The sequence below is a fragment of the Streptomyces sp. NPDC020898 genome (assembly GCF_044333925.1).
Lineage (GTDB): Bacteria > Actinomycetota > Actinomycetes > Streptomycetales > Streptomycetaceae > Streptomyces.
In genome coordinates this window covers 1,646,561-1,667,494 of sequence record NZ_JBIRRV010000001.1, presented here as the reverse complement: position 1 = coordinate 1,667,494, position 20,934 = coordinate 1,646,561, and the positions used below count along the sequence as shown (strand labels likewise).

Annotated in this window: 24 protein-coding genes and 1 tRNA gene; 17 read left to right on the top strand and 8 right to left on the bottom strand. The window is 68.2% G+C overall.

What is annotated here, in order from left to right; translation table 11 throughout:
* Nucleotides 1-4 precede the first annotated feature (4 nt).
* The 6 genes from ACH4TV_RS07330 (at nt 5) to ACH4TV_RS07305 (ending at nt 4,455) form a co-directional block, all read left to right on the top strand.
* Entirely contained in the window at nt 5-610 is a 606-nt protein-coding gene (locus ACH4TV_RS07330) for a DUF2017 domain-containing protein (RefSeq protein ID WP_398395072.1), read from the top strand.
* A 279-nt stretch (nt 611-889) separates the two neighbouring features.
* Complete coding sequence (locus ACH4TV_RS07325; RefSeq protein ID WP_398395070.1) at nt 890-2,323, top strand: amino acid permease; 1,434 nt, start codon at nt 890-892, stop codon at nt 2,321-2,323.
* 154 nt (nt 2,324-2,477) lie between these two features.
* Nucleotides 2,478-2,900, top strand: coding sequence for a Mov34/MPN/PAD-1 family protein (locus tag ACH4TV_RS07320; RefSeq protein WP_398395068.1), 423 nt, complete (start codon nt 2,478-2,480; stop codon nt 2,898-2,900).
* Between the two features lie 79 nt (nt 2,901-2,979).
* Complete coding sequence (locus tag ACH4TV_RS07315; RefSeq protein ID WP_330290648.1) at nt 2,980-3,078, top strand: putative leader peptide; 99 nt, start codon at nt 2,980-2,982, stop codon at nt 3,076-3,078.
* 122 nt (nt 3,079-3,200) lie between these two features.
* Complete coding sequence (locus tag ACH4TV_RS07310) at nt 3,201-3,488, top strand: MoaD/ThiS family protein (protein WP_398395066.1); 288 nt, start codon at nt 3,201-3,203, stop codon at nt 3,486-3,488.
* Between the two features lie 16 nt (nt 3,489-3,504).
* The gene (locus ACH4TV_RS07305; protein WP_319090330.1) at nt 3,505-4,455 is read left to right on the top strand and encodes a cysteine synthase; all 951 of its coding nucleotides are present in this window, start codon (nt 3,505-3,507) and stop codon (nt 4,453-4,455) included.
* A 32-nt stretch (nt 4,456-4,487) separates the two neighbouring features.
* On the opposite strand, the gene ACH4TV_RS07300 is transcribed toward ACH4TV_RS07305, so the two are convergent.
* A complete protein-coding gene (locus ACH4TV_RS07300) occupies nt 4,488-4,955 on the bottom strand; it encodes a type II toxin-antitoxin system PemK/MazF family toxin (protein ID WP_398395064.1) in 468 nt (155 codons plus the stop codon).
* A 205-nt stretch (nt 4,956-5,160) separates the two neighbouring features.
* On the opposite strand from ACH4TV_RS07300, the gene ACH4TV_RS07295 reads away from it, so the two are divergent.
* Complete coding sequence (locus tag ACH4TV_RS07295; protein WP_398395062.1) at nt 5,161-5,913, top strand: MBL fold metallo-hydrolase; 753 nt, start codon at nt 5,161-5,163, stop codon at nt 5,911-5,913.
* Between the two features lie 76 nt (nt 5,914-5,989).
* Here the strand turns inward: ACH4TV_RS07295 and ACH4TV_RS07290 are convergent, their stop codons facing one another.
* The gene (locus ACH4TV_RS07290) at nt 5,990-7,240 is read right to left on the bottom strand and encodes a PTS transporter subunit EIIC (RefSeq protein WP_398395060.1); all 1,251 of its coding nucleotides are present in this window, start codon (nt 7,238-7,240) and stop codon (nt 5,990-5,992) included.
* 100 nt (nt 7,241-7,340) lie between these two features.
* On the opposite strand from ACH4TV_RS07290, the gene ACH4TV_RS07285 reads away from it, so the two are divergent.
* From ACH4TV_RS07285 to rdgB, 4 genes are all read left to right on the top strand, one after another.
* Nucleotides 7,341-7,679, top strand: coding sequence for a glucose PTS transporter subunit EIIB (locus ACH4TV_RS07285; protein ID WP_398395058.1), 339 nt, complete (start codon nt 7,341-7,343; stop codon nt 7,677-7,679).
* A 140-nt stretch (nt 7,680-7,819) separates the two neighbouring features.
* The gene (gene rph / locus ACH4TV_RS07280) at nt 7,820-8,557 is read left to right on the top strand and encodes a ribonuclease PH (protein WP_398395057.1); all 738 of its coding nucleotides are present in this window, start codon (nt 7,820-7,822) and stop codon (nt 8,555-8,557) included.
* A gap of 143 nt (nt 8,558-8,700) precedes the next feature.
* Nucleotides 8,701-9,129, top strand: coding sequence for a hypothetical protein (locus tag ACH4TV_RS07275; RefSeq protein ID WP_398395055.1), 429 nt, complete (start codon nt 8,701-8,703; stop codon nt 9,127-9,129).
* Nucleotides 9,130-9,191: 62 nt separating this feature from the next.
* Nucleotides 9,192-9,794, top strand: a complete 603-nt coding sequence (rdgB, locus tag ACH4TV_RS07270; protein ID WP_398395053.1) for an RdgB/HAM1 family non-canonical purine NTP pyrophosphatase — start codon at nt 9,192-9,194, stop codon at nt 9,792-9,794.
* A gap of 55 nt (nt 9,795-9,849) precedes the next feature.
* On the opposite strand, the gene ACH4TV_RS07265 is transcribed toward rdgB, so the two are convergent.
* From ACH4TV_RS07265 to bcp, 4 genes are all read right to left on the bottom strand, one after another.
* A tRNA-Leu gene (locus ACH4TV_RS07265) sits at nt 9,850-9,925 on the bottom strand.
* A 10-nt stretch (nt 9,926-9,935) separates the two neighbouring features.
* Nucleotides 9,936-10,793 carry an HNH endonuclease signature motif containing protein gene (locus ACH4TV_RS07260; protein WP_398395051.1) on the bottom strand — a complete coding sequence of 286 codons (858 nt, stop codon included), beginning with the start codon at nt 10,791-10,793 and terminating at the stop codon, nt 9,936-9,938.
* Nucleotides 10,790-11,416, bottom strand: coding sequence for an HNH endonuclease signature motif containing protein (locus ACH4TV_RS07255; RefSeq protein WP_398395049.1), 627 nt, complete (start codon nt 11,414-11,416; stop codon nt 10,790-10,792). The genes ACH4TV_RS07260 and ACH4TV_RS07255 overlap by 4 nt, the downstream gene beginning before the upstream one ends.
* A gap of 164 nt (nt 11,417-11,580) precedes the next feature.
* A complete protein-coding gene (gene bcp, locus ACH4TV_RS07250; protein ID WP_398395048.1) occupies nt 11,581-12,048 on the bottom strand; it encodes a thioredoxin-dependent thiol peroxidase in 468 nt (155 codons plus the stop codon).
* Nucleotides 12,049-12,208: 160 nt separating this feature from the next.
* Between bcp and ACH4TV_RS07245 the strand changes: the two genes are divergently transcribed.
* The gene (locus tag ACH4TV_RS07245; RefSeq protein ID WP_398395046.1) at nt 12,209-12,541 is read left to right on the top strand and encodes a DUF3618 domain-containing protein; all 333 of its coding nucleotides are present in this window, start codon (nt 12,209-12,211) and stop codon (nt 12,539-12,541) included.
* Between the two features lie 21 nt (nt 12,542-12,562).
* A complete protein-coding gene (locus tag ACH4TV_RS07240) occupies nt 12,563-12,919 on the top strand; it encodes a GroES family chaperonin (protein ID WP_398395044.1) in 357 nt (118 codons plus the stop codon).
* Between the two features lie 108 nt (nt 12,920-13,027).
* On the opposite strand, the gene ACH4TV_RS07235 is transcribed toward ACH4TV_RS07240, so the two are convergent.
* The gene (locus ACH4TV_RS07235; protein WP_398395042.1) at nt 13,028-15,487 is read right to left on the bottom strand and encodes a transglycosylase domain-containing protein; all 2,460 of its coding nucleotides are present in this window, start codon (nt 15,485-15,487) and stop codon (nt 13,028-13,030) included.
* A gap of 245 nt (nt 15,488-15,732) precedes the next feature.
* Here ACH4TV_RS07235 and ACH4TV_RS07230 point away from each other — a divergent pair, with 245 nt between their 5' ends.
* From ACH4TV_RS07230 to ACH4TV_RS07215, 4 genes are all read left to right on the top strand, one after another.
* Nucleotides 15,733-16,533, top strand: coding sequence for an ABC transporter permease (locus ACH4TV_RS07230; protein ID WP_398395040.1), 801 nt, complete (start codon nt 15,733-15,735; stop codon nt 16,531-16,533).
* A 106-nt stretch (nt 16,534-16,639) separates the two neighbouring features.
* On the top strand, nt 16,640-17,446 hold the full coding sequence (locus ACH4TV_RS07225) for an ABC transporter permease (RefSeq protein WP_398395410.1): 807 nt from the start codon (nt 16,640-16,642) through the stop codon (nt 17,444-17,446).
* A gap of 5 nt (nt 17,447-17,451) precedes the next feature.
* The gene (locus tag ACH4TV_RS07220; RefSeq protein WP_398395038.1) at nt 17,452-18,441 is read left to right on the top strand and encodes an ATP-binding cassette domain-containing protein; all 990 of its coding nucleotides are present in this window, start codon (nt 17,452-17,454) and stop codon (nt 18,439-18,441) included.
* A gap of 59 nt (nt 18,442-18,500) precedes the next feature.
* Nucleotides 18,501-19,202: a DUF1707 domain-containing protein gene (locus ACH4TV_RS07215; RefSeq protein WP_398395036.1), complete on the top strand. Its 702-nt coding sequence runs from the start codon at nt 18,501-18,503 to the stop codon at nt 19,200-19,202.
* 272 nt (nt 19,203-19,474) lie between these two features.
* Here the strand turns inward: ACH4TV_RS07215 and ACH4TV_RS07210 are convergent, their stop codons facing one another.
* Nucleotides 19,475-20,821: an SGNH/GDSL hydrolase family protein gene (locus ACH4TV_RS07210; RefSeq protein ID WP_398395034.1), complete on the bottom strand. Its 1,347-nt coding sequence runs from the start codon at nt 20,819-20,821 to the stop codon at nt 19,475-19,477.
* Nucleotides 20,822-20,934: the final 113 nt, after the last annotated feature.

Here is a 20,934-nt window from a genome sequence, read left to right as displayed (position 1 = left end):
CTCCATGCCAGGACACTTCGAACCGCTCCCCGGCGGCGGCGCGGCCGTCGCGCTCGACGACGTCGAGATCTCCATCATCCGGTCGCTGGCCGTCCAGCTCCTGGAGCTGATCGGGCCCGGCCCCGCCGAGGACGTCTCCGACGACCCGCTCGCCGAGCTGTTCGCCGAGGGCCCGAGCGAACCCCCGTCCGACCCGGTGCTCCGGCGCCTGTTCCCGGACGCCTACAGCGACCCCGAGGACGTACCCACCTCGCCCGAACAGGCCGAGGAGCAGCGGGCGTACTCGTCGGAGTTCCGCCGCTTCACCGAGAACGACCTGCGGGCCGGCAAGCGGGAGAGCGCCCTCGCGGTGATCCGCTCACTGGACTCGCTGACGCCGGCCGGTGACGGGGGCGCGGTGCTCAAGCTGTCGCACGAGGAGTCCCGGCAGTGGCTCGGGACGCTCAACGACCTGCGCCTGGCGATCGGCTCCCGGCTGGACGTCATCGACGAGGAGGACACCGACCTCCTCTACCGACTGCCGGACGAGGACCCGCGCAAGCCGATGGTGATGGCGTACCTGTGGCTGGGAGGCCTCCAGGAGACCCTCGTCTCCACACTCATGCCATGACATGCATCCCCGTGCATCCATCCCCATGTATCCATCGTCTTACCGCTTTACTCCCCTTATGTGACGGTTCTGTGTTCGCTCAGCGGACGCTCAAATCCGGATAACGATCGCGTCACTGTCGTCGCCGACTGTGTCCCTTCCGTGCGCTGTTTGACCCCTTCTCCCTGTGGTGTGCGCCACACATCGCCCCGGTGATCAACGGTGCGGCCGTGATAGATCTTCACGCTGCACCAGTCCGGGGGGACAGATCCGGGGGGACAGAGACGAAAGGCGCACCACATGACCTCCGCTCAGGTCGGCGGCGACCCGGCGAAGACCTCCAAAGAGTCCGTAGAACCCGAAGAGTCCGAAGAGGGATACGAGCGAGGACTCGGCAGCCGCCAGGTCCAGATGATCGCGATCGGCGGCGCCATCGGCGTCGGCCTCTTCCTGGGAGCCGGGGCGAACATCGCCAAGGCCGGCCCCAGCCTCATCTTCATGTACGCCCTCGCCGGCGTGATCGTCTTCTTCATCATGCGGGCGCTCGGCGAACTGCTCCTCTACCGCCCGGTGTCGGGCTCCTTCGCCGAGTACTCACGGGAGTTCCTCGGCCCGTTCTTCGGCTACTTCACCGGCTGGACGTACTGGCTGATGTGGGTGGTCACCGGCATGGCCGAACTCACAGCCGCCGCCATCTACGTCCACTACTGGGCCCCCGGCGTCCCCCAATGGGTGACGGCCCTGGTCTTCCTGGTGATCCTCTTCGGCCTGAACCTGATCTCCGTGAAGGTCTTCGGCGAGCTCGAGTTCTGGTTCTCGATGGTCAAGGTCACCGCCCTCATCGGCATGATCGTGATCGGCCTCGGCGTCCTCACCTTCGGCTTCAGCTCCGCCGGAGACACGGCCGCCGTCTCCAACCTCTGGGCCTTCGACGGCTTCTTCCCCAAGGGCATCGGCTCGTCCCTGATGACCCTTCAGGGCGTCATGTTCGCCTACCTCGCCGTCGAACTGGTCGGCGTCACCGCCGGCGAGTCCGAGAACCCCGAGAAGACCCTCCCCAAGGCCATCAACACCCTCCCCTGGCGCATCGCTCTCTTCTACGTCGGCGCCCTCACCGTCATCCTCTGCGTCGTGAAGTGGACCGAGTTCGCCCCGGGCGTCAGCCCGTTCGTCGAGGCGTTCGCGAGGATCGGCATCCCGGCGGGCGCCGGCATCGTCAACTTCGTGGTGCTGACGGCGGCCCTCTCCTCCTGCAACTCGGGCATGTACTCCACGGGCCGCATGCTGCGCACCCTCGCGGACAACGGCGAGGCCCCCAGGATCTTCAGCAAGCTGTCCACGACCAAAACCCCGGCCTTCGGCATCGCGATCTCCGTCGCCTTCATGGGCATCGGCGTCGTCCTCAACTACGTCGTCCCGGAAAAGGCCTTCGGCTACGTCATGTCGGTCGCCACCGCCGCCGGCATCTGGACCTGGCTCATGATCCTGATCAGCCACGTCATCTACCGCCGCGGCGTCGTCGCCGGCCGCCTCCCCGCCTCGTCCTTCCCGGCACCGGGCGGCTCCAAGTGCAGCTGGGTCGCCATCGCCTTCCTGCTCTTCGTCACCGGCCTCATCGCCTACGACCCCGACTCCCGCGTCTGCCTCTACGTGATGGCCGGCTGGGCAGCAGCCCTGGGCATCGGCTGGACGGTCATGAAGACCCGCAACCCGCAGGTAGCGACGCGCACCTGAGCGCCCCGATAGGGGCGCGGGGAACTGCGCGACAAGCCCCCACCGGCCTGCGGCAAACGAACAACCGAAGAAATCCCGGCATGTGGGCAGTCCCGTACCACCCCTCGGTACAGGACTGCCCACAGGCCTGCCACCGTTGCTTATCCTGACGAACATGCTGACCATCACCCAGGCCCTCGTCGACCAGATCGTCGCCCACGCGCGCAAGGACCACCCCGACGAGGCATGCGGCGTCATCGCAGGACCGGCGGGCTCGGACCGCCCCGAACGCTTCATCCCGATGCTGAACGCGGCCATGTCACCCACGTTCTACGAGTTCGACTCCGGGGATCTGCTGAAGCTGTACCGCGAGATGGACGACCGCGACGAGGAACCGGTGGTCGTCTACCACTCCCACACGGCGACCGAGGCTCACCCCTCCCGCACGGACATCTCGCTCGCGCAGGAGCCGAACGCGCACTACGTCCTCGTCTCCACCAGGGACACCGACGGGCTCGGCGACTTCCAGTTCCGCTCGTTCCAGATCCGGGAAGGCGAGGTCACAGAGGAAGAGGTCAAGGTCGTGGAAACGTACTGATCTCATCTGTCGACCCGAAAATGTCCACAATGCGGGATACCACTCCGGGATCCGGACCGGGAATCGATACGATGAGCCCATGGTTTCCTACGACGTGAGCGAGAAGACGCCGGGCACCCTGCTGCTCGTGGCGCGGCTGCACGTCGACCTGTGCAGGCTGGCAAGCGCCATCTGTTGATGCTGCCCTCTGCTGCCGTACGGCCGTGAGCCGCGGCGCCTCACACGCATGACCTGCTCAAACCGCATACTCGCGCCGCCGCGCGCCCATCGACCTACCACTTCCGACAGGAGCCCCGAGCCATGGCCATCGAGGTCCGCATCCCGACCATCCTCCGCACCTACACCGCCGGCGAGAAGGCCGTCCCGGGTGCCGGGGAGACCCTCGCCGAGCTGTTCGCCGACCTCGAAACCCGGCACACGGGCGTCAAGGCCCGCATCGTGGACGAGGAGAAGGGCGGCCAGCTGCGCCGCTTCGTCAACGTCTACCTCAACGACGAGGACGTCCGCTTCCTCGACGGCATCAACACCAAGCTCGCCGACGGCGACACCGTGACGATCCTGCCGGCCGTGGCCGGCGGCATGGCCTGATAGGCCCCTGGCACCCATGCGCTACGACTCGCCACTGGCCGCGGTAGGCAACACCCCCCTGGTGCGCCTGCCGCGGCTGTCGCCGTCCGCCGACGTACGGATCTGGGCCAAGCTGGAGGACCGCAACCCCACCGGCTCCGTCAAAGACCGCCCCGCCCTGCACATGGTCGAGCAGGCCGAGAAGGACGGCCGGCTCACCCCCGGCTGCACGATCCTGGAGCCCACCTCCGGCAACACCGGCATCTCGCTCGCCATGGCGGCCAAACTCAAGGGCTACCGCATGGTCTGCGTGATGCCCGAGAACACCTCGCAGGAACGGCGCGAACTGCTCGCCATGTGGGGCGCCGAGATCATCCCCAGCCCCGCCGCAGGCGGCTCCAACACCGCCGTACGCGTCGCCAAGGAACTCGCCGCCGAGCACCCGGACTGGGTCATGCTCTACCAGTACGGCAACCCGGACAACGCGGGCGCCCACTACGCCACCACCGGCCCGGAGATCCTCACCGACCTCCCCTCCATCACCCACTTCGTCGCCGGCCTCGGCACGACGGGCACCCTGATGGGCGTCGGCCGCTACCTCCGCGAACACAAGCCCGACGTGAAGATCGTCGCCGCCGAGCCGCGCTACGACGACCTCGTGTACGGCCTGCGCAACCTCGACGAGGGCTTCGTACCCGAGCTCTACGACGCCTCGGTCCTGACGACCCGCTTCTCGGTCGGCTCGGCGGACGCGGTGACCCGCACCCGTGAACTCCTCCAGCAGGAGGGCATCTTCGCGGGCGTCTCCACCGGCGCCGCACTGCACGCCGCGATCGGCGTCGGCAACAAGGCCGTCAAGGCGGGCGAGAGCGCGGACATCGTCTTCGTGGTCGCCGACGGTGGCTGGAAATACCTCTCGACAGGCGTCTACACGGCGGCCACGACAGAGGAAGCCATCGAGACACTGCAGGGCCAGCTCTGGGCGTAAAGCCCGCAATGCGCGCAAAGAATTCTCGTGGTTCAGCCGGCGAGGTGTCGGACCTGGTCCCACAGGGCCGGGTCCACCACCCCCACCCGCCGCCGGAACTCGCCCACGTGCAGTTTCCGCAGCTCGTCCGTCTCCAGGAAGCTCGGCCGGCCCTGTGTGTCGCCCACCGCACCCGGCGGGAGCGGGATCACCCCGGACCGCTCGCCGTGATACTTGCTGGTGATCTTCGCGACGGTCGCCCGCCGCCCGCGCACCGAGAGCACCAGACACGGCCGGTCCTTGCCCCCGGGGCCGTCCTCGAAGGGCACGTTCGCCCACCAGATCTCCGCAGGCCGCGGCCGCACGGCCCGCCCCCGCTGCCCTTTCGGCCCCTCCGCCCGACCCGGCGGCCTGCCCCCGCGCGCCCGGGGCCGATGCCCGCGTCCCCAGCCGTCCACCAGCGCCGCGACCAGCGCGAGCAGCACGACGGCCGCCAGGGCGAGCCACCATGACGTGTCCATACCGACGACGGTACCGGCGCGCTCCCCGCACCGCTCCCGCTACCGGCCCTCTACGTCCAGCCGAACCGGTGACAGCACAGGTGAGTTCGCCCACAACAGCCCTTGGCGGAGGAGCGACGGGGGGTTTTGCGCCTTACGCTCGACGGACCGCAAGAACCCCGTCACGTTCGTTTTGACGCTCCCCGCCCGCGGAGGTTTCTGCTTTATGAAGCTCACCGTCGTCGGCTGCTCGGGGTCGTTCCCGTCCGCGGAATCGGCCTGTTCGAGCTACCTCGTAGAGGCCGACGGCTTCCGGCTGCTTCTCGACATGGGCAACGGTGCCCTTGGAGAGTTGCAGCGCCACTGTGGTCTCTACGACCTCGACGCCATCTTTCTCAGCCATCTGCACGCCGACCACTGCATCGACATGTGCGCGTACTTCGTCGCCCGCTACTACCGGCACGACGGAGGCCGCTGCGACCCGATCCCCGTCTACGGACCCGAGGGCACGGAACAGCGCCTCACCACCGCCTACGCCGACACCCCCACCGCCTCCTCCATGAGCGAGGTCTTCGACTTCCACACGGTCAAGCCGAGCACCTTCGACATCGGCCCGTTCACCGTCCACACCGAGCGGGTGCGCCACCCCGTGGAGGCGTACGGCATCCGCGTAGAGCACGCCGGGAAGTCCCTCACATACTCCGGCGACACCGGCGTCAGCGACGCGCTGACCCAACTCGCCCGTGGCACCGACCTGTTCCTCTGCGAGGCCGCGTTCACGCACGGCAAGGAGAACATCCCGGACCTGCACCTCAACGGCCGCGAGGCAGGCGAGACGGCGAACCGCGCGGGCGCGCGCAAGCTCGTACTGACCCACATCCCCCCGTGGACGGACCCCCAGGTCAACCTCGCCGACGCCCGCGAGGTGTTCCGAGGCCCGGTGGAACTGGCGACGCCGAGGGTGTCGTACGTGATCTAGGTCTACGACGTGACGAAGGCCCCCGGAACTCACCAGTTCCGGGGGCCTTCGTCATGGGATGGGGTACGGCGGGTCCTCACGCCTTGGTGAGGTCCTCGACCTCCTCGTCGGGCTCGCGGCCGGGGGTGGGGAGGTTGAACTTGGTGATCGCGAAGCGGAAGGTGAAGTAATAGATCGCGGCGAAGACGAGCCCGATCGGGATGATCAGCCAGGGCTTCGTCGCGAGGTTCCAGTTCAGGGCGTAGTCGATGAAGCCCGCTGAGAAGTTGAAGCCCGCATGAACCCCCAGCCCCCAGGTGACGGCCATGGACAAGGCGGTCAGCAGCGCGTGGAGCACATAGAGGAGCGGGGCGATGAACATGAACGAGAACTCGATCGGCTCGGTCACACCCGTCACGAAGGACGTCAGGGCGAGCGAGATCATCATGCCGGTCACGGCCTTGCGGCGCTCGGGCCGAGCGGTGTGCGCGATGGCGAGCGCGGCGGCGGGCAAGCCGAACATCATGATGGGGAAGAAGCCGGACATGAACATTCCGGCGGACGGGTCGCCGGCCAGGAAGCGGCTGTAGTCGCCGTGGACGACCACGCCGGCGGAGTCCGTGAAGTCGCCGAGCTGGAACCACGCCACCGTGTTCACGAACTGGTGCATGCCGACGGGGATGAGCGCGCGGTTGATCGCGCCGAAGAGCGCGGCGCCGAACGAGCCGAGACCGGTCATCCACTCGCCGAAGTTGGAGATGCCCTCACCGATCGGCTCCCAGACCAGCCCGAAGAAGACACCGACTGCGACACCTACGAAGGCCATGATGATCGGGACGAGACGCCGGCCGTTGAAGAAGCCGAGCCAGTCCACCAGCTTCTTGCGGTGGTACCGCTGCCACAGGACCGCCGAGAGCAGGCCCATGATGATGCCGCCGAGCACTCCGGGGTTGTTGTAGCTCGCGGCTATGTCCGCACCCTTGGTGATCTTGGCCTCGGTGACCGGGAACGACTCAAGGACCTTGCTGTAGACCAGGAAGCCCACCAGCGCGGCGAGAGCCGTCGAGCCGTCGGCCTTCTTGGCGAAGCCGATGGCGACACCGATACAGAAGAGCATCGGGAGGCTGCCGGTGATGGCGCCGCCCGCGTTGTCGAACACCGAGGCGACCTTGTCCCAGCCGAGGCCGTCCTTGCCGAAGACGTCGGGCTGGCCGAGCCGGACCAGCAGGCCCGCCGCCGGAAGTACGGCGATCGGGAGCTGCAGGCTGCGGCCGACCTTCTGCAGGCCCTGGATCAGGCCGGATCCCCTCTTCTTCGCGGGGACCGCCGCGGCGGTGGCGGTGCTCATACTTCCTCCAACGGGTGGAACGTGGTCTACACCAGTCAGTGGTGTAGACCATGTTGTAGCACGGTGAAGGCCGCATAAGGAACCCACGATTTCACAACGGATGACAACTGGTGTAGACCAGTCGGCGAACAGTGCACAGACCGCTCGCGAAGACCGGTCAACTGTGGGTTACTGCGACAAAGTGGCTCGGACCAGGGAGTACGACATGTCCACCAAGGCAGAGAAGATCGTCGCCGGGCTCGGCGGCCTCGACAACATCGAAGAGGTCGAGGGCTGCATCACCCGCCTCCGCTGCGAGGTCAACGACCCCTCACTGGTCGACGACGCCGCCCTCAAGGCCGCCGGCGCCCACGGCGTCGTCAAGATGGGCACCGCGATCCAGGTCGTCATCGGCACGGACGCCGACCCGATCGCGGGGGAGATCGAGGACATGATGTAGACCCCGGATCTGAACCCGGATCTGAACCCGGATCTGAACTCGGATCCGAACCCCCGTACCCAGTACGGACGTTCACTCCTCAGGGGCCCATTCCCGCCACGGGAAGGGCCCCTTCCGCCGTAACGGCTAGGCTCGTCGCCATGTCACGTATCGACGGCCGCACCCCCGAACAGCTCCGCCCCGTCACCATCGAACGAGGGTGGAGCAAGCACGCCGAGGGCTCCGTCCTCGTCTCCTTCGGCGACACGAAGGTCTTCTGCACCGCCTCCGTCACCGAGGGCGTCCCGCGTTGGCGCAAGGGCAGCGGCGAGGGCTGGGTCACCGCCGAATACTCGATGCTCCCGCGCGCCACCAACACCCGCGGCGACCGCGAATCCGTCCGCGGCAAGATCGGCGGCCGTACGCACGAGATCAGCCGCCTCATCGGCCGCTCCCTGCGCGCGGTCATCGACTACAAGGCGCTCGGCGAGAACACCATCGTCCTCGACTGTGACGTCCTCCAGGCCGACGGCGGCACCCGCACGGCGGCCATCACCGGCGCGTACGTCGCCCTCGCCGACGCGATCACCTGGGCACAGGCAAAGAAGCTGATCCGGGCCAACCGCCAGCCCCTCACCGGCACGGTGAGCGCGGTATCGGTGGGCATCGTAGGCGGAGTCCCCCTCCTCGACCTCTGCTACGAGGAGGACGTACGCGCGGAGACGGACATGAACGTCGTCTGCACCGGCGACGGCCGCTTCGTCGAGGTCCAGGGCACAGCAGAGGCGGAGCCCTTTGCCCGCGACGAACTGAACTCCCTCCTCGACCTCGCGGTCGCCGGCTGCACCGACCTGGCGGCACTCCAGCGCAAGGCACTGGACACCGCCCTGGAAAGGTAAAAGGCGCACCAAATAAGGTGGAGGTCGCGGGCAACCGCACCACTGATCCACCGCGTCTCCAGAGACACGCGCCAGTACGCGGGAACACGGGCGTACGACACACCGCCGTACGCCCGACCCGTCAACCGGAGGGAACCCCAACCATGCCCGTCAGTCGCCGAATCCGAAACGCACGAGGACTCGGACAGGGGCGCCGTGTCAGCACCGTCGCCGCCACCCTGGCGGCCGTCGCGCTGACCGCCGGGCTCACCACCGGATGCGACGCCGTCAACAAGGCCCTGGACTGCGTCCAGACCGCCGACGCCATCGCCACCAGCGTCTCCGACCTGCAGAACGCCGTCGAGAACGCGGCGAACGACCCGACGCAGGCGAGCGAGGCCCTGGAGTCGATCGACAAGAACCTCACCGACATCGGCGACAAGACGGACAACGCCGACGTCAACAAGGCGGTCGACGACCTCAACGCGGCCGTGGACAACGTCCGTACGGCCATCGACAAGGGCGACGCGACCCCGGACATCAGCGGCGTCACCGGCGCGGCGAGCGAACTGACGAAGGTCTGCACGTCGTAACGCGTCGTAAGGCGTCGTAAACGGCATGAGCGACCACCGGCGGGCCCGGGATACTGGACGCCATGACACGCCTGATCCTCGCCACCCGCAACGCCGGAAAGATCACTGAACTGAGGTCGATCCTCGCCGACGCGGCCCTCCCCATGGACCTGGTCGGCGCGGACGCCTACCCCGACATCCCCGACGTCAAGGAAACGGGCGTCACCTTCGCCGAGAACGCCCTGCTGAAGGCCCACGCCCTGGCCCAGGCAACAGGCCTCCCGGCGGTGGCCGACGACTCGGGCCTGTGCGTCGACGTCCTCAATGGCGCCCCGGGCATCTTCTCCGCCCGCTGGGCAGGAAAACACGGCGACGACAGAGCCAACCTGGAGCTCCTCCTGGCCCAGCTGTCGGACATCGCCGACGAACACCGCGGCGCCCACTTCGCCTGCGCGGCGGCACTCGCCCTGCCGGACGGCACGGAGCGGGTCGTCGAGGGCCGGATGAGGGGCGTACTGCGACACACACCGGTGGGGTCGGGTGGCTTCGGCTACGACCCGATCCTGCAGCCGGAGGGCGAGACACGAACCTGCGCCCAGCTGACCGCTGCGGAGAAGAACGGGATCAGCCACCGGGGGCAGGCGTTCCGGGGGTTGGTGCCGGTGGTTCGGGAGTTGTTGGGCTGACTTCACGAAAAGGCCCCGCACCTACGAATCGAAGGTGCGGGGCCGATTTTCCCTGTGGGCCCGGTGGGACTCGAACCCACGACACACCGGACCTAAACCGGCGCCCTCATAGCCAGCTGGGGTACGGGCCCGCAGCGCCACCTACTCTACTGCGCGTCGCGGTGAGGGCAGACGGTGAGATCGATTCGCGAAGGTCTTCGTCTGACTATGGCAGGACGGGCACAGGTATCGCAGGTTCTCCTGCCGGTTGTCCAGCCGGTCTCCGTTGATGTGGTCGATCTCCAGCACGAGTCGTTTGCCCTGCCAGACGTCCCCAACACCGCAGGTGTCGCAGGTGCGAGGGACGCCCAGGTCATCGAGTGCTCGTCTCAGGTGCACCGTCTTGGCGCGGGAACAGCCCGGCTCCAGCCGCACCAGGATCTCGGCTGCGGACTTGCGGTTCTTGCTCGGAACGCCGCGACCGTGACCCTGGCCGACGAAGTGGCCGGTCGACAGGTTGTGAGCTTCCATGCTCCGTTTGACGCGTGCGCGTCCCGCCCCGTTGTCGACGATACCGAGCAGCTTCAGGACACCCGCGATGCTCCGAGAGGCAGCGACAGCGGGTGCGAGCTGGTCGTGCCGCAGGATTCCCGGACCGTATCTGCGCCCGCTGTTGAAGTGCGAGGTGTCGATCCCGAATTGGTCGAGCTTCTTGCGAATGTGACTGTACGGGCTGTCGCGCGGATCGAAGCCCATGTACTCCAGCATCTCTCGGATGCTGGACGACTGAGCCGCTGCCTCCTGCAGAACCTCTTTCGAGTAGCTTCGCCGCTCTCGTTCGGGCATCGGCTCGTCGACGAAATGCGAGGTGTCGATCCCGTAGTGCTCAAGCCGCTTGAGCAGGTAGCCGCGTGGCCCGCTGCCCATCGGAGCGTTCAGTCTGCGCATCAGATCGGTCAGGCTTGTGGAAGCAACTGCGGTACGGGCCAGCAGGTCGACCGTGTACTTCGTGGTACTCATCCCTGAGCCCTCCGCTTGCGCCCCCGGTAAGTGTCCGTTACTGAGTGGCAGTTGGGGCAGAGCAACTGGAGGTTCTCCGGACGGTTGTCCCACCAGTCACCGTTGATGTGGTCCACCTCAAGGCGGAGCGGCCGACCGTTCCGTTCCGGCCCGGTGCCGCACATCGTGCAGCGCTCCTCGACTCCGGCTTGGAGCAGTGCGCGGCGCAGGCGGTCGCCAGGCACTCGTCCGTCCTTGGCGGAGCGGAGGCAGAGAGTGCCCCCGAGTGAACCTTTGGGGCGCCTTTGTCGTGCCGGTCCGAAGTGGCTCGTGTCGATTCCGAGCGTGGCGATACGGCGGCTGATGTGAGTCTGGTTTCCGCCGACCTGGTTGATCCCGAGGTGTCGTACGACGTCTTTGATGCTGGTCGATACCGCCACGGCGGCGCGCAATCGTTCTTCGGTATGTCGAATCTGGTTCGTCGCGAAATGCGAGATGTCGATAGCTGCTTCCGCCATCTTCTGGCGCAGATAGCGCCTGCTGCCGGGTGTGGGGTTGCCCCCGCACCATCGGACGGCGTCATCGATGTGCGCCGTCCCGTGAGCGGCCTCTTCCAATAACTCGCGGGTGTACCGAACAGCCACGTTCCCCTCCGAAACCGACCACCCGTTCGTGGCCTCGTACGGAGTAACGAACCGTTTATCGGACAGTCACGCCCGAAATGCAAAAGGCGGCCCGTGCCGGAGTGAAACCGGTACGGGCCGCCCGTCGAAACGTGAGCGGGGAGCGGGGAGCGGGGAGCGGGGCCTCAGACGCCCAGGTCCTTGATGATCTTCGCTACGTGGCCGGTCGCCCGGACGTTGTACAGGGCCCGTTCGACCTTGCCCTCCTCGTCCACGATGATCGTGGAGCGGATGACGCCGAGGTACGTCTTGCCGTAGTTCATCTTTTCGCCGAAGGCGGCGTAGGCCTCCAGGACCGTCTTGCCCTGGTCGCCGAGCAGGGTGACCTTCAGGTTCTCCTTCTCGCGGAACTTGGCGAGCTTCTCCGGCTTGTCGGGGGAGATGCCGATCACGTCGTAGCCGGCGCCGGCCAGGAGGTCGAGGTTGTCCGTGAAGTCGCAGGCCTGCTTGGTGCAGCCGGGGGTCAGGGCGGCCGGGTAGAAGTAGACGATGACCTTGCGGCCCTTGTGGTCGGCCAGCGACACCTCGTTGCCGTCGGCGTCGGGCAGGGTGAAGGCCGGGGCCACGTCACCGGGCTGGAGTCGCTCGCTCATCGGTCTGGTCTCCTCGTACGTTCTCGTGCGCCCATGTACGTCCACGTGCGTCCTTGAAAGGTGCCGGTCCGAGCCTAACCGGGGGTGCTGACATGGCGGTCCGGGGTGGAGCTGACAGACTGTCCGGAACACAGCATCGGCAGACTTCGGAGGGCGTACGGTGGCGGACACCTCGGACAGCAGCAGAACCCCGGCGCAGATCGAGGCGGACATCAAGCGTCGTCGCGAGACGCTGGCCGAGACGCTCGACGAGATCGGGGTGCGGGTGCACCCGAAGACGATCGTCGGCGATGCCAAGGCCAAGGTCGTCTCGAACATCGACCACACCCTCGGGCGGGCCTACGTCGGCGTCAACCGCGTTGTCGGGGACGTCAGGGGGCAGTTCGTCCGGGAGGACGGGGCGCCCCGGCTGGAGCGGATCGTGCCCGTCGCCCTTGTTGTCGTGGGGCTCGTGGGGCTGCTCGCTCTGGGCACCCGGCGGCGCAAGGGCTGAAGAGGCAGGTAGGTTCGGAGTGTGAGCGCCAAAAGCAACGAGCAGAGCACCCATCACGACAAGTTGCCCATCCGGATGCTGCACGACCGTGTGCTCGTGCGGCAGGACGCCGGCGAGGGCGAGCGGCGTTCGGGCGGCGGCATCCTGATCCCCGCCACCGCGGCCGTGGGGCGCCGGCTGGCCTGGGCCGAGGTCGTCGCCGTCGGGCAGAACGTACGGACGGTGGGGCCCGGCGACCGTGTTCTGTACGACCCGGAGGACCTCGCCGAGGTCGAGGTGCGCGGGGTCGCCTACGTGCTCATGCGCGAGCGTGATCTGCACGCCGTGGCGGCGGATCGGTTCGAGGGGTCCGAGGACTCGACCGGGCTGTATCTCTGAATCAGTACCTGAAGTACCTGGTAAAACGGGGGTACGAGCGGTACAGGTGTTAAAAGGGGCTGGTGACCATCGTCACCAGCCCCTTTCCCGTAGGCGTCGGCGTCGGTGTCAGTCCCGTCCCGACGTGGTCAGCCCTCCGGTCGTGAACCCGGGTGTCCCCGTGGTCCCGCCCGTGTCCGTCGTACCGCCGGAGTCCGTGGTCCCGCCGTCGGTCGTGGTCCCGCCGGTGTCCGTCGTACCGCCGTCCGTCGTCGTGCCGCCCGTGTCCGTTGTGCCGCCGGTGTCGGTGGTCCCGCCGGTGTCCGTCGTTCCGCCGGTCGTTGTGGTGCCGCCGGTGGCGGTTGTCCCGTCCGTGGTCGTGCCGTCGGTCGGGGCGGAAGGCGTTCCGGTCGTCGCGTCCGGGGTTTCCTGGCCGCCGTCGGCGCCGTCCGTGGTGCCGCCGTTGTCCTGGCCGGCGTCGGTGCCGGGGTCGGGCTGCTGGTCGGCGGGCGGGAGCTGCTGTTCTTCGGCGCCCTCCTGGAGCTGGAGGTCGAACTCCTTGGCCTCCTTGCCCTTCAGGGCCGCCTTGGTGAACTGGGTCCAGATCTCGGCCGGGGCGCCGCCGCCGTTGATGCGGTCGAGGCCCATCGCGCCGTACAGCGACTTGTGCTTGCCGGTGACGGGGTCCTGGCCCATCACGGAGACGACCGTCGCGAGGTCGGGGGTGTAGCCGGCGAACCAGGCCGCCGTGTCCTCCTCGGCCGTGCCGGTCTTGCCGGCCACCGGGCGGTCGGCCGCCTGGGCGGCTGTCGCCGTGCCGCTCTCGACCACGCTCTGGAGGAGCGCGGTGGTCGTGTCGGCGGCCTCCCGTGTCACCACCTGCTTGGTTTTCTGCTTCGGGAGGGTCACCGCACCCTCCTCGCCGTCCTTCGTGATCTTCTCGACGATCGTGTACGTGCCGTGCTTGCCGTGGTTCGCGAGTGTGGCGTACGCCTCCGCCATGTCGAGGACGCTGGCCGTCGACGTGCCGAGTGCGATGGAGGGGTACGGGTTGAGGTCGGGGGTGTCGGAGGGGAGGCCCAGGTCGATCGCCGTCTGTTTGACCTTCTCGGGGCCTACGTCGACGGCCATCTGCGCGTACACCGAGTTCACGGACTTGTCGGTCGCCGTACGGACCGTGACCTGGCCGTACTCGCCCTGGTCCTCGTTCTCGGGGGCGTACTCGTCGCCGTTCCAGCCCTGGACGGGGCGTTTGTTGGTGCCGTCGTAGTACGTGTTCGGGGTGATCGTCCGGCCGTCCTGGGTCACCGAGCCGTTCTGGACGGCCGAGGTGAACACGAACGGCTTGAAGGTGGAGCCGTCCTGGTAGTCGCGGCGGGTGGCGTTGTTGACGTACTGCTTGGTGTAGTCGATGCCGCCGTACATCGCGAGGACCTTGCCGGAGGCCGGGTCGATGGCGACGCCGCCCGCGCGGACGTAGTTGTCGACCTTGTTGTTCTTCTTGTCGAGCTTCTTCATCACCTGGTCGTTGACGGCCTTCACGAAGGCGTCCTGCTTGGGCTTCTGCAGGGTGGTGGTGATGCGGTAGCCGCCGGCCTGGAGTTCGTCCTCGGTGAGGATCTTGTTGTCGAAGAGGTAGTCGTTGACGGCCTTGACCAGGTAGCCGCGCTGGCCGGACATGCCGGTCGAGACGATCGACTGCTTGGGCTCGGGGAAGGTGGTGGCGTCGCGCGCGGACTGGGTCAGCCAGCCCTTCTTGACCATGCCGTCGAGGACGTAGGCCCAGCGGGCGAGTGCGGCCGGCCTGTTCTCGGGGTGGGCGATCACGTCGTACTCGCTGGGCGCGTTCAGCAGTGCGGCGAGGTAGGCGCCCTGGCCGGCGGTCAGGTCGACGGCGTCGACGCCGTAGTAGGCCTGGGCGGCGGCCTGGAGGCCGTACGAGTTGCGGCCGGCGTAGCTGGTGTTGAGGTAGCCCTCCAGGATCTCGTTCTTCGTTTTCACCTGGTCGAGCTTGATGGCGATGAAGAACTCCTTCATCTTTCGGGTGACGGTCTGTTCCTGCGCGAGGTAGTAGTTCTTCACGTACTGCTGGGTGATCGTCGAGCCGGACTGCTTGCCCTTGCCGGTCGCCGTGTTCCAGGCGGCGCGGAGCATCGCCTTGGGGTCGACGGCGGACTCGGTGTAGAAGTCGCGGTCCTCGGCGGCGAGGACGGCGTGCTGGGCGTCCTTGGAGATCTGTGCCAGGGTCACGTTCTCGCGGTTGACCTCGCCGTCGCGGGCGAGCTGGCTGCCGTCGGCGTAGAGGTAGACGTTGCTCTGTTTGGTGGCCGCGGCGTTCGCCGCCGGGATGTTCACCATGTAGTAGCCGAGCGCGAACAGGCCGACGACCAGCATGATCCCGAGCACGAACGTGCTGAGCACGAGCCGCCAGGTCGGGACCAGCCGACGCCATCCGGTGCGTCTGGGCCGCTTGGGCTTCTTGGGTTTCCCGGCGTTCGCGGGGTTCTCGGGCTGCTCGCCCCCCGCCCCTTCTGGGTCTGTCGGTGTCCAGCCCTGCGTCGGCTGCTGCGGCTCTGGCTGGTCGCTCATGTCGTGCACGGACTCCTGTTTCGCGTCGTACGTTCCCGTACGACCTCTTTCACCACTTCAAACGTTTTCTGCGCCCCCTGTTGAAGACTGTCGCACCCGGCTATCAGTTCCCTGACCCCGGCACGCGTCCTGCCCGAAAATGCGTGGCGGGCGGGGAACGGCGAGGACTAGGCTCCTGCGCTTCGGTCCGAATCAGGTCCGAATCGGCCCGAAGAGGGTCGGACGGGTTCGGGAGGGCTGGTGCCGTGGGTACTGCGCGGTTGTACGCGGCCGTCGCGGCGGGGGGTTTCCGACGCTATGCCACTTATCGGGTGGCCACGCTGGCGGGGGTGTTCACCAACACCGTCTTCGGCGTGATCCTGGCCTACACGTACATCGCTCTGTGGGACGAGAGACCGCACCTGGGCGGGTACGACCAGTCCCAGGCCCTCACCTTCGTGTGGCTGGGCCAGGCGCTGCTGATGACGATGTGCGTGATGGGCGCGGGCTTCGAGGAGGAGCTGATCGAGCGTATCCGTACGGGGGACATCGCGATCGACCTGTACCGGCCGGTGGACCTCCAGCTGTGGTGGCTGGCCCAGGACATGGGCCGGGCCCTGTTCCATCTGCTGGGCCGGGGGCTGATTCCGGTGGCGTTCGGCGCGTGGGTGTTCGACCTGACGTTCCCGACGTCCGGGGTGACCTGGCTGGCGTTTTTGGGCGCGGTCGTGCTGGGGATGGTGGTCAGTTATTCGATCCGGTTTCTGGCGTCCATGGCCGCGTTCTGGCTTCTCGACGGTGCGGGCATCATGCAGATGGTGTGGCTCGCGGGGGTCTTCTGCTCGGGCATGGTGCTGCCGCTGAACGTCTTCCCGGGGGTGCTCGGTGAGGTCGTACGGGCTCTGCCGTGGGCGGCGCTGATCCAGGCGCCGGCGGACGTTCTGCTGGGGGAGGCTGATCCGTTGGGTACGTATGCCTTCCAGGCCGGGTGGGCGGTGGCGCTGCTGGGGGCCGGGCGCGCGGTGCAGGTGGTCGCTACTCGGCGGGTGGTGGTTCAGGGTGGGTGACGTGGGAGTCGCCGGGCTGGTGAAGACCGGTGACGGTGTCGGCTCCGGTGCCGAGGGCGGTGTCCGGGGTGGCTGGGACGACGGGCCGCTCAGCCGTACCGGGCGGGTGCTTGACGGCGTACGAGCGTATCGGCTGATCGTCGCGATGTGGATCCGGTCCACGATGGCCTACCGGGCCTCCTTCGCGATGACCACCCTCGGGAACTTCGTGGCGACCGGCCTCGACTTCCTGACGATCGTGCTGATGTTCTCCCAGGTCGACAGCCTCGGCGGCTACTCGCTCCCCGAGATCGCGCTGCTGTACGGGCTGTCGTCGACCGCGTTCGGGATCGCCGACCTCGTCGTCGGGTCGATGGACCGGCTGGGGCGCCGGATCCGCGACGGCACCCTGGACACGCTGCTCGTGCGGCCGGCGCCGGTGCTCGCGCAGGTCTCCGCGGACCGGTTCGCGCTGCGCCGCCTCGGCCGGATCACCCAGGGCCTGATGGTGCTCGGTTACGCCCTCGTCGTCCTCGACGACGTCCACTGGACGGCGCTCAAGGTGCTGCTGATCCCGGTGACGGTGATCAGCGGTGGGGCGATCTTCTGCGCGGTGTTCGTCGGGGGCGCGGCCTTCCAGTTCGTGGCGCGGGACGCCTCCGAGGTGCAGAGCGCGTTCACGTACGGCGGCGCCACGCTGTTGCAGTACCCGCCGGGCCTCTTCGCGCAGGACCTGGTGCGCGGGGTGACGTTCGTCTTCCCGCTGGCCTTCGTCAACTGGCTGCCCGCGCTGTATGTGCTGGGCCGCCCCTATCCGCTCGACCTGCCTCAGTGGGTGGCGTTCCTGCCGCCGCTGGTGGCGGCGGGCTGCTGCGCGGTCGCCGGGCTGGCCTGGCGTGCGGGACTTCGTTCGTACCGGAGCACGGGGAGTTAGGGCGCGTGGAGAAGCAGGCAGACGGTTCCCTCAACGAGTCCTTCATTGAGCTGGACCGGGTGGAGAAGGTCTTCGACGTGCGCAAGAAGACCGGGTTCATGAGGAGTGAGCGGCGGGAGGTGCGGGCGGTCGACTCGATCTCGTTCCGGGTGGCGCGTGGGGAGATGGTCGGCTACATCGGCCCCAACGGCGCCGGGAAGTCGACGACCATCAAGATGCTGACGGGCATCCTCACCCCCAGTGGCGGCCGGCTGCGCGTCGCCGGTATCGATCCGTCCCGTGAGCGCACCCGTCTCGCGCGGCGTATCGGGGTGGTGTTCGGGCAGCGTACGACGCTGTGGTGGGACCTCCCGCTGATCGACTCGTACCGTCTGATGCACCGCATGTACCGCATCCCTGACGCCCGTTACCGGGAGAACCTCGACCGGTGCGTCGAACTCCTCGAACTGGGCGACCTGTTGGACGTGCCGGTCCGTCAACTGTCCCTCGGTCAGCGGATGCGCGGTGACATCGCGGCGGCGCTGCTGCACGATCCCGAGGTGCTGTATCTCGACGAGCCGACGATCGGTCTGGACGTGATCTCGAAGGCCCGGGTCCGTGAGTTTCTGCGTGACCTGAACGCCGAGCGTGGCACGACGGTCCTGCTCACCACGCACGACCTCCAGGACATCGAGCAGCTGTGCTCACGGGTGATGGTCATCGACCACGGCCGGATGATGTACGACGGCCCGTTGACCGGCCTGCACGAGGTGAACGACAGCGAGCGGACCCTCGTCGTCGACCTGGAGCGCGAGCTGCCCCCGATCGAGGTGCCCTCCGCACGGGTCGTACGGGTGGAGGGCCCGCGTCAGTGGCTGGCCTTCCCGGCGTCGGAGTCGGCGGCTCCGCTGGTCGCGCGGATCGCGGCGGAGTATCCGCTGGTGGACCTGGCGGTGCGGGAGCCGGACATCGAGGCCGTGATCGCCAAGATGTACGCGGAGAGGGCCGCGTCGTAGGGCCTGGGGGTGCGCGCGTTGGCGTAGTGCCGGGGGCGGGGACCTCGTAGGCTGCTTGTATGACGGACGACCTTCCGGAGCTGCGCGCTTCCGACGCCGATCGTGAACGAGTCGCCGAGGTACTGCGGGACGCCCTCGCGGAGGGCCGGCTCGACATGACCGAGTTCGAGGAGCGCCTGGATGCGACGTATCAGGCGCGTACGTACGGTGAGTTGACGCCGATCACCCGTGATCTGCCCGGGGCCGGGGTGAGCGCGCCCGCTGTGGACATGGTCAAGCGGCCTGTGGGGAGCGGGAGTTGGCCGGACCGGATCGTCGGGGGTGAGGGTTCCTCGCGGTGGGGTGTCGCCGTCATGGGCGGGTTCCAGCGCAGGGGGCACTGGACGATGCCGAGGCGGTTCAACTCGTTCGCGTTCTGGGGCGGCGGTGAACTCGACCTGCGTGACGCGAACTTCGCGGACCGTGAGGTGGTCGTCAACTGCGTCGCGATCATGGGCGGTATGAACGTGGTCGTGCCGCCCGGCGTCGAGGTCGTCGTACGGGGCATCGGCATCATGGGCGGCTTCGACCACAGCCAGGAGGGCGTCCTGGGCGACCCGGGCGCCCCCCGCGTCATCATCCAGGGCTTCGCCTTCTGGGGCGGCGTCGGCGTCACCCGCAAACTGTCGAAAACGGAGCGCGAGCGGCTGAAGGAGGAACGGCGCCAGGAGAAACTGCACCGCCGCGAATCCCGACACGAACTGCACGGCTCGGACGACTGAAGCGCGGGGCTGCTGCTGGGGGTGGGTCGCGCAGCCCGGCGCTGATACGGGGTGCCGCTCTCGGTGGGACGGGTGCCGCCCCTAGCGGCACGCATGCCCGCAGCTGGGCGGGTGGGACGGGCGCGAAGCGCCCTCCTAGGGGCGCGGGGAACTGCGCGACAAGCCCCCACCGGGCCGCACCCGCAAACGCACCCCGCACCCGCAAACGCACCCCGCACCCGCAAACGCACCCCGCACCCGCACCCGCACCCCGCACCCGCACCCTGCACCCGCTAAAGCACCGCCGGCGCAGCCCCCTTCAGCTCCGCCAGGTCGAACACCTCCGCCATCCGCGCATACCCCTTGTCGCTGGGATGCAGGTGGTCCCCGGAGTTGTAGTCCGCCCGGAACCGCGAGGGATCGGCCGGATCCCGCAGCGCCTTGTCGAAGTCGGTGTACGCGTCGTACACCTTCCCTGCCCGGATCTCGGCGTTCACCGCCTGCCGCAGAGACTCCGTCGCAGCCGAGTAGCCGTGGAAGCCCCCGAACGGCATCAGCGTCGCCCCCACCACCTTCAGGCCCCGCGCATGCGCCTCGGCCACCAGTTCACGCAGCCCTGCGGTGATCGAGGACGCCTTCAGGTTCTTGGGGTTGTAGGCGCGCAGGATGTCGTTGACGCCCAGGTCGATGACGACGACCTTGACGTTCGGACGGCCGAGGACGTCCCGGCCGAACCGTGTCAGTCCGCTGGCGTTGGGCGCCGGCACGCCGGCCCCGCCGGGCAGCAGGACGCGGTTGCCGCCTATGCCCTCGTTGACGACGCCGTAGCGGGGCACGTCCGCGCCGGACGCGGCCGCCGCGTGCAGCCGGTCGGCGAGGACGTCGGGCCAGCGGCTGTTGGTGCCCACGCTGGACGTGCTGCCGGCGGTGAGCGAGTCGCCGAAGACGACGACCGTGCCGTCGGAGCTGTGGTTGAAGACGTCCAGGGCGGTGACGTACCGCCAGGCCTCGGTCTGCTCGGTGTAGGCCGTGGCGGTGGGGTCCTCGGTGCGGTCGCCCAGGGCGGCGTACGACATCTGCCGGGCGCGCGGGTGGTAGGTGACCGGGCCGGACGGGATCGCGGAGAACGTGGTCACCAGGACGTCGCTGTCGCGCGGGACGACGACGCGCACGGCGTCGCTGACGATCTGCTGCCCGGCCGGAATGGTCACCGAGGGGCCGCCGCCGAAGGTCAGCAGCCGCATGGTGCCGGCGTCGGCGGCGGCGCTGTTCTCGGCGGCGGCGACGGCGATCGAGGCGTGCGTGATGGTCAGCGGCTTCTTGCCGTAGAGGTTGGACAGGGTGACGCGGGCACTCGTACCGCCGACCGCGGTGTGCAGGACGTTGCGCAGGGAGTGGCCGGCCAGGCCCTTCTCGTCGGTGCCGGGTTCGCCGTCGACCGGGGAGGCGGACCAGGTGCCGACCCAGGCGCCGGTGGAGGCGGGGCTGATGGCGTTGTTCGGGCCGGGTTTGCTGCGGGTGACGGCCTTGTTGGGCGGGGTGCCGTCGTCGGGGCTCGCTCCGACGTATATCCCGCCGGACACGGTCACGACGAGCGTGACCATCGCGGCGAGCAGGCCATAACCGTGGCGCGTGGTCATGGGGTGTGCGACTCCTAGGTACGGAGGGGAGCGTGGGGGCTCCGGTGGGCTGCGCTCATGATGCGGGATGGGCCTGTGAGAACCGGCTGAATCCTGTGGGCCGACCCCCTCCG

Excerpts from the sequence above, each read along its gene's own strand:
- ACH4TV_RS07290 (WP_398395060.1), bottom strand. The coding sequence starts at position 7,240 with ATGAGCACCGCCACCGCCGCGGCGGTCCCCGCGAAGAAGAGGGGATCC.
- ACH4TV_RS07325 (WP_398395070.1), top strand. The coding sequence starts at position 890 with ATGACCTCCGCTCAGGTCGGCGGCGACCCGGCGAAGACCTCCAAAGAG.
- ACH4TV_RS07210 (WP_398395034.1), bottom strand. The coding sequence starts at position 20,821 with ATGACCACGCGCCACGGTTATGGCCTGCTCGCCGCGATGGTCACGCTC.
- rph (WP_398395057.1), top strand. The coding sequence starts at position 7,820 with ATGTCACGTATCGACGGCCGCACCCCCGAACAGCTCCGCCCCGTCACC.
- ACH4TV_RS07285 (WP_398395058.1), top strand. The coding sequence starts at position 7,341 with ATGACAACTGGTGTAGACCAGTCGGCGAACAGTGCACAGACCGCTCGC.
- ACH4TV_RS07215 (WP_398395036.1), top strand. The coding sequence starts at position 18,501 with ATGACGGACGACCTTCCGGAGCTGCGCGCTTCCGACGCCGATCGTGAA.
- rdgB (WP_398395053.1), top strand. The coding sequence starts at position 9,192 with ATGACACGCCTGATCCTCGCCACCCGCAACGCCGGAAAGATCACTGAA.
- ACH4TV_RS07330 (WP_398395072.1), top strand. The coding sequence starts at position 5 with ATGCCAGGACACTTCGAACCGCTCCCCGGCGGCGGCGCGGCCGTCGCG.
- ACH4TV_RS07295 (WP_398395062.1), top strand. The coding sequence starts at position 5,161 with ATGAAGCTCACCGTCGTCGGCTGCTCGGGGTCGTTCCCGTCCGCGGAA.
- ACH4TV_RS07310 (WP_398395066.1), top strand. The coding sequence starts at position 3,201 with ATGGCCATCGAGGTCCGCATCCCGACCATCCTCCGCACCTACACCGCC.
- ACH4TV_RS07315 (WP_330290648.1), top strand. The coding sequence starts at position 2,980 with ATGGTTTCCTACGACGTGAGCGAGAAGACGCCGGGCACCCTGCTGCTC.
- ACH4TV_RS07275 (WP_398395055.1), top strand. The coding sequence starts at position 8,701 with ATGCCCGTCAGTCGCCGAATCCGAAACGCACGAGGACTCGGACAGGGG.
- ACH4TV_RS07300 (WP_398395064.1), bottom strand. The coding sequence starts at position 4,955 with ATGGACACGTCATGGTGGCTCGCCCTGGCGGCCGTCGTGCTGCTCGCG.
- ACH4TV_RS07320 (WP_398395068.1), top strand. The coding sequence starts at position 2,478 with ATGCTGACCATCACCCAGGCCCTCGTCGACCAGATCGTCGCCCACGCG.
- ACH4TV_RS07235 (WP_398395042.1), bottom strand. The coding sequence starts at position 15,487 with ATGAGCGACCAGCCAGAGCCGCAGCAGCCGACGCAGGGCTGGACACCG.
- ACH4TV_RS07305 (WP_319090330.1), top strand. The coding sequence starts at position 3,505 with ATGCGCTACGACTCGCCACTGGCCGCGGTAGGCAACACCCCCCTGGTG.
- bcp (WP_398395048.1), bottom strand. The coding sequence starts at position 12,048 with ATGAGCGAGCGACTCCAGCCCGGTGACGTGGCCCCGGCCTTCACCCTG.
- ACH4TV_RS07260 (WP_398395051.1), bottom strand. The coding sequence starts at position 10,793 with ATGAGTACCACGAAGTACACGGTCGACCTGCTGGCCCGTACCGCAGTT.